5 protein-coding genes are annotated in these 7,297 nt (G+C 34.6%); 1 reads left to right on the top strand and 4 read right to left on the bottom strand.

The genetic code is table 11. The annotated features are described in order from the left end of the window. Window positions 1–214: hypothetical protein (locus QZZ48_RS13235; protein ID WP_294966647.1), on the top strand; the 214-nt coding region annotated here is incomplete at its 5' end. A gap of 92 nt (window positions 215–306) precedes the next feature. Here QZZ48_RS13235 and QZZ48_RS13230 read toward each other — a convergent pair. The 4 genes from QZZ48_RS13230 to QZZ48_RS13215 form a co-directional block, all read right to left on the bottom strand. Continuing rightward, window positions 307–1,539 (bottom strand): DUF4302 domain-containing protein, encoded by a 1,233-nt coding sequence (locus QZZ48_RS13230; protein WP_294966645.1) that lies wholly within the window; start codon window positions 1,537–1,539, stop codon window positions 307–309. Between the two features lie 5 nt (window positions 1,540–1,544). After that, the gene (locus QZZ48_RS13225) at window positions 1,545–2,432 is read right to left on the bottom strand and encodes a putative zinc-binding metallopeptidase (protein ID WP_294966643.1); all 888 of its coding nucleotides are present in this window, start codon (window positions 2,430–2,432) and stop codon (window positions 1,545–1,547) included. A 22-nt stretch (window positions 2,433–2,454) separates the two neighbouring features. After that, window positions 2,455–4,002, bottom strand: a complete 1,548-nt coding sequence (locus tag QZZ48_RS13220; RefSeq protein WP_294966641.1) for a RagB/SusD family nutrient uptake outer membrane protein — start codon at window positions 4,000–4,002, stop codon at window positions 2,455–2,457. Window positions 4,003–4,020: 18 nt separating this feature from the next. Further along, window positions 4,021–7,297 (bottom strand): SusC/RagA family TonB-linked outer membrane protein (locus tag QZZ48_RS13215; protein WP_294966639.1); only part of this gene is annotated, 3,277 nt, incomplete at its 5' end.

Genomic DNA, 7,297 nt, shown 5'->3' with positions numbered 1-7,297 from the left:
GAAAATCATGATACGTGATGCCTATGACCCTTTCTCATATGAGAAAACTGGCAGAAGTGGTGGCGTTAATGTCATTGATCTAGCCAACCTTAATTCTTGCTCATTTATAGAAACTCAAGACTTAGGGAAAATTCACTCTGATGGTAAATTTGAAATCCTTGGCAGGTTTGATAACTCAGATGTTAGGGGATGTAATTTGTTGGTGAGTGAGTAGTAAAAAGATGGATATATAGTAAAGGAGCTTACCACTACAGTAAGCCCCTTTTCTTTACTAACTATTAACTTAAAATTAAATGATTTAGGGGTTTATTTTCTAAGAATAAACCAAACATCAGGGTTAGCCACACTAGTCATCTTCACTTGAGTAGGGTTATCAGCATTATCCATTTCAACACTGTATGGAGTATTATCAGTAACAATATTAAGTAAAGGCATTAAATGAGTATACCATTTCCAATTAAAGCCACCTTCTTTTTTAGTTAGATTCAAATAATCTGGATGACCTAATACACCACCAAAATTTAAATGATAATCAGTAGCATATTTATTGGATTTAGTATAAAAACCAATTCCTTTAGCACCAATTCCCAAAGAAAATGTAGTCTCTAAAATTTCACCATAAGTCTTACCATTAGCCACATAAGCCTCAATCCATGCTGTTCTAACAGCGACTGAACGATCGGCTGCAACATCGGTATCACAAGTCCATCTAGCTGATGTTAAATCAACAGGAGCTTTTATAATATCGATAATGATCTCATTATTTGCAGAAACAAGCTGATTAGTTTCAACATTAAAGCTTAGTTCTTGAACTGTAACACCCAATATCGTCAGTGGTTCATAAAAACTAATACCTGTTGGTGTAGGAATAAAAGCAGCTTTTTCTGATTTAGCCTCTTTGTTTTCGGTATAACTGAATACCATACGATGATCATTGAGGCTAAGTGCTACTTTGGATTTATTAATTGTTGCTTCTAATGATGAGCCTTTGAATAAATTTGAAATGGTGTTTATCTTTACCAAATAAACCTCAGCAGCCTCTTTCATTTTTGTCATACGTAAGACATTACTGGTCTTAATCCCTTTTAGGGTAATCACATCATTCTCATTCGATATGATTAAGAACTCGTAATCTCCACCTTTCCCGAGGTATTCTGATGCCGAAGGATTTGCAAATTTATGCATTAATGAGTTGTATGTATTGAATGTTAATACAGGTCCGCCGTATGAAATAACATCATACATTGATGTCTCTGGTTTTGTAAGATCTGCCATGCCTTCGTACCAAACTGTAACCTCACCATTAGCCGCAAATTTCACAACATAATTGTATCCGCCATATTTCTGATTTTCTTCTGGAAAATATTGGAACAACCAACCTTGTTCTGAAGATTTAAGAGCAGTATCATACGCTTTGTTTGCACCAGCTTTTCGTTGTGCAGCTGTTTCGTCAAAAAGTAAATCGGAGTTGTTATCGCAGGAAGCGATACCCATACTTAATAACAAGCCAAACAGCACTATATAAATATTCTTTTTCATAGTTCTTAGTTTATTGTTATATTATCAAGATCTTGCTCATCAAGCTTTTTAGCACGAGAATCGATAGCTTCGCGCAATTCATTCATATCAATATCCCAAACATCTTTCATGTAAGATTTTATGATAGTTATTTTTTGCTCAATAATTGGTCGACCAGTCTCACCAGCAGCAGCAATTTTTGTCTCCCATGATTCTGGTGTATTGGTAATGTAATGGGCAATTAATTCAACAAAATCTTCATTAGTTTCCTTACTAGAATAATCACTAATAAAACCTTTTGCAGCAGATTCTCCAGCATCCCATGCATCGTTCCATGAACCGCCTACATAATCCACAGCCGATATTTTATCAAAATCAGTAGTATAATCTTTGGTTTGATGAAGGATATGTGAGAATTCATGAAAAATTGTACGGAAATAAAATTCATACAATCTATCAACATTAGTAACATCAAGAGAATTGATCATATAAAGAGTGATTTTTAATCCACCTTCCGCAGTTCCTAACATAAAGGTTCCATTATTTCTGTAACCAGCAGAACCCACCATCATAAACATTTTAGGGAAATACTTCTTTAAGAAACCATCAGGAGCAACTTCTTCATAAGCATCTAAACATAAATACTTAATCAGGTTAGCCATTTTAATTGAGTTCTCATAGCTTGCAGGAACCAGTGCATAGGACATATCTGATTCAATATCCTGCATTTTATATTGAAAATCGATATTGTAAGTATCAACAAAAGTTTTCTCTAAATACTTATCAAAATCGTTTTGTTCACCATTCCCCATATTTATAACACTAAAGTCTGGATCTGGTTCGTCATCTTTAGAACAAGCACCCAAAACAAATAGCATTACTGTGGCAAGAAGCCAATATTTTATTTTAGTCATAATTCGTTTTTTTATTTATTACTTATCGAGGATTTGCAACCAAACCAGCACTTATAACGTCTTGTGGCAATTGAATAGCCTTACGTAAATCATCAGCTTTTAACACATCTAAAACTATTACTGTGTCGTCAGTTTGAAGTTGGTAGCGAGGTACCTCCATACCATATCGCTTAATATCGAACCAACGTAACCCTTCATGAAGGGTTAAAATTCTACGACATTGTAATACGTAATGAATAAGATTTTCTTGTTCGCCAGGAGTTACTGTAAACTTAGGGCTTAACTTTTTCTTTTGTGTTGCTTGAGCTTTACTTGAATAAGCCATAGCATTATATAAAGTATTAACCTGTTCTAAAGTGACTTCTTTATTTTTATAAATATTCTTACTCCATAAGTTCATGTCTGCTAAAGCCAAGGCGTTTTCTCCTAGCATAATTTCAGCTTCAGCACGAACTAATAGAGTTTCATCAGTTGTAAATGGAATTAAGACTGTTCTAGAATAACCAATTCCTGCAACAGCATCAGTCACTTCAAAAATATAAGGAATCTTATAAAAAAGTGTTTTATCTATATTATTTCCAGCATAAACAAAAGGTCTAAAATTATAATCAGCTGAGACAACAGTCCCCCAAGGGGCTGGAGCTAATAAAGTTTGTTCTGCAGCAAGTTTCGCTGAATGATTAAAACGTGAACCAGTATAATAGCCACCAAAATAAACACCCAAGCTAGATCCTGCAGTTACGGCTAATAAATTAGCTGGATCATTTATATAGGCATTACTAACAACACTTGTTTTTCTAGGTAAAGTTCCCATAGCTGCCCAGTCTCTTAATTGTGCTGAAGGATCAGATGTCACCACAACAGTAGCATAATCTTTAGCTTTTTGCCATTGTTCGTAATACAAATTAAAACGAGCAGCAAAAGCATAAGCAGCTTTTTTAGTAAAATGATAAGCCCCAATTTCATAGATATCATCACTAATTAAAGGTAAAGCAGCCTCAATATCAGCGTTAATCTTTTCGTAAACATCTTTTACACTCCCTCTTTCATACTGAGGATTAAGAGTCGTCTCCGATTTTTCCATATAAGGAATACCAAGGTCTGTTGCACTTGTTGTTGCATTATAATGCTTACAAAACACATTTACTAATACAAAGTGCGAATAAGCACGTGTAATTAAAGCTTCACCTTTTTCTGCCAATAAATTCTCTTCTCCAAGCTTTGCAATGGCAGCTAAAGCTTCGTTCGAATGTGAAATAGCGGTATATGCACCTGACCATATGCCTTCAGTATCATCATTATCGGTTTCGGTTACATCTTGCCAATTGGCAAGTTGTTCATGAAATCGAGTCGATTTTGGATTAAAAGTACCCATATCATCAATATTATCAGACGATACTTCAGTGACCAATGCATAGGATCCCTCAGAATATGCTGAGACCAATAATTTCCTAATTTTCAACTGACTATCAACCTCTGCACGATTATCTGGTGTTTCGTCGAGATAACTATCACACGAAGCTGCAAACAGACCGAACAAGGCTATTAGTAATATATTTATTTTTTTCATATTATAATTTTTATTCTATTATAAACTTAACTTTAAAGTAAATGTAAACTGCTTAGGCACTGGTGCAGCTACACCTCCAGAATTGAAAAATTCAGGATCTTGACCATTTAATTTATCATCAGAATATAATAGGAACAGATTCGTTGCTTGTACTTTAACAGATAAATTGTTTACACCTAATTTTGTGGCAACAGTTTTAGGAAATGCATATCCCAATGAAATTTGTTTCATTCTAATAAAATCACCCTTTGCAATACGAGCCGAAGAATAATTGTATGCGTTATAAGCTGTTGCAAGATCATATGCTCCAATATTATCTGCTTGTCTTGCTGTAGCAATAACAGGTATATTGGTAAATTTTTCATCACCAGGTTTTACCCAACGATTTTTAAATTCACGAGGCAGTGCTGCAAGATCTGAATAAGAACTATTAAACACAGGATCAAGACGAACCACGTTACCAAAAGCGTAAGTCATAAAAACATTTAGAGATATTCCTTTATAAGTAAACACGTTGCTTAAACTACCAATATCAGTAGGATCGACAGATCCTGAATATTCTAGGAAATCTAGCTTGTCTCTTTCCTGAAAATAGATATCACTTACAGTAACCTCATCTTTATGATTTGTAAATGTTGGCAAACCTTCATTGTTTAAGCCTTTGAAAGGAATAGAGAAAATTGAACGTACATTATAACCTTCTTTAGCAAAACCTGTACCTGAAACCAAATCCATAACATTCGATGTGGTTTGTAAGTCAGTAATTTTATTCTTTGCTTTCGAATAAACAAAGTTGGTTACCCACGAAAAATCTTTGGTTTGAATATTCTTAGTAGATATTGAAAATTCAAAACCATGAGATTCCATTGAAGCTACGTTACCAAATTTAGTAACCTCACCACCAAGACCTTGAGTTTTTATAATTCCAATCAAATCGAAATTATCACGTGTGTACCAGTCTATTGTTGTATTGATACGGTTGTCTAGGAAGCCAATTTCGGCACCAATATTAATCTCATGTTTTTTTTCATAAGTTAGTTCACTATTCTCAAGAGATGCAATTTCCAATGCACTCTCCTTAACACCAGCAGTAGGTCTCCAAGGGGTATTACTTCTAATATCGACCAATGAATTGGTTACATTAGTTGGTCCTCTATCAGCAGTTAAACTATATGAAGCTTTTAATGTGAAGTTTGAAAGAATAGGCTTAAGTTGCTGGAAAAAAAATTCTTCGTGTGCATTCCATGCTCCCGAAATATTCCAAGTTGGTAACCAACGAGCACTCTTCGATTTTCCTAACTTATTCGATCCCTCGTAACGTAATGTACCATTAATGGTATATTTATGATTATACGAGTAAGTAGCATTTCCAAAGAAAGCCATATTGCGGTACCTGGTGTTTTCCATACCATAGTAAAGGTTATTGTTTTCAACACCTTTTTTAAACAATCTGTAATCGTAAAAAGGCATCTCACCCATTGAGTATTGCATCCCCCAACCCGTATTGTTTGTTTTCTTTCTATCGGAAGAATTTACCTCGGCACCAGCATACAAGTTTAAAATATGAACGCCCTTAAATACATCTTTATACGAACCAGTCGCTCTAAAGTCGTAACTAAGCATACTATAATCGGTACGTTTATAAATACCTCCCTGTGGCAAAATACTTACTGGTAATGCATAAGGATCATCAGGATCGGTATACAAGAAAGGATTCTTGTCACGAATAGTAGAATTAGGCATAGTTCTATAAGCTTCAGCTTGATTCGAGAATTCAGTAATATTATGTTCTTGAGAAGTAGCAGAATACTTTAGAGCTCCTAATGCACTAAATTCTATTTTAGTAGTAGGCTTCCATTTCAATTGAGTTTGAAATTTTACATCAACAACATTTAAGTCAATAAAATTTTCGCTTAACTCTTTTTTAATATTAAAAGGGGCAAGATTTCTTGTATAATAAGCATTGGGGTCAAGAGTTCTTGACGAATTTAATGCGAAAGAGTATGGGTTAATATCGAAATCTCTTTTCACTTTACCTGTAACCTCATCTGTTTCTTGTGATAAAGTCCCTGGTGCTTTTTGTTTACGATAAGAAGCATTACTAATCGTATTGAAAGATAGATTATCTAAAATCTTAAAATTCGACTTAAAATTAGCGGTATAGCGGTTTACTTTACTCGATTGAGTCCAACCTGGATCAAGTAATGCACTTACTGAAGCATAATAAGTTGCCTTATCAGTACCAGAAGACATGCTTATGGAGTGACTCTGCATGATATTGGAATTAAACAACTCTTTAAACCAATCTGTATTTCTTTGTTCTGCTTGACGCAAGAATGCAGCTTTAGCTTGCGGCGTATTTTTTAATAAAAATTTTCCATTAGAGTCAGTTTTGTTAAGTCTCTGATACATTCTTCCATAAACACCACTTTCAGCAGCAGTTGCAACATCAGCATAATTTAGCCATCCACCTTCACGCATATCTTCGTAAACAGACATTTGTTCTTGCGAGTTCATGATATTGAAATCTCCATATGAAGGTGTTAATCTTGAAGTAAATTCACCTGTATAAGAAATACGGCTTACACCAGGAACACCTTTTTTTGTTGTAATAACAATTACACCAGCCATTGCTCGTGCACCATAAATAGAAGTTGCAGAACCATCCTTTAAAACCTCAAAACTTTCAATATCATCAGAGTTTAAACCTGCAATAGCAGAACTAATCAATGTAGATACATCACCTGAAGAAAGAGCATCTGAACTTATTTCAACAATATCTTCTAAAATAACACCATCAATAACCCATAAAGGTTTTGAACTACCATAGATAGAAGTTGCTCCACGAACACGAATCTTAGGTGCAGCGCCAAAAGTACCCGATACATTTTGTACAGATACACCTGCTGCTCTACCTTCAAGTGCTCTACTAATATCAGGGATACCAGCTAATTTGATTTCTTCAGCTCCTAACTTCTGACTAGCACCAGTAAATAATCGTTTATCTGTTGAAATCATACCTGTTACAACAACTTCGTTTAGGCTTTCAGAAGAAGATTCTAAAGTAATATTAAGTTGTTTTTGGTCTGTGATTTTAACTTCTTTAGGATTCATTCCTACAAAAGAAAATACTAAAATTGCATCTTTTGAAGGTACCGAAATTTGGTATTTACCATCAATATCAGTTGAAACACCTGTACTTGTTCCTTTAATAACTACTGATACGCCAGGTAGAGTTTCACCTTGATCATCGGTAATAACACCAGAAATCTTTTTGTTCTCTTGTGCTGTCTTT

The organism is Sulfurimonas sp. (assembly GCF_016744025.1).
Classification (GTDB): domain Bacteria; phylum Campylobacterota; class Campylobacteria; order Campylobacterales; family Sulfurimonadaceae; genus Sulfurimonas.
The sequence above is the reverse complement of the archived record's forward strand: the minus strand, read 5'-3'. Positions and strand labels throughout refer to the sequence as shown.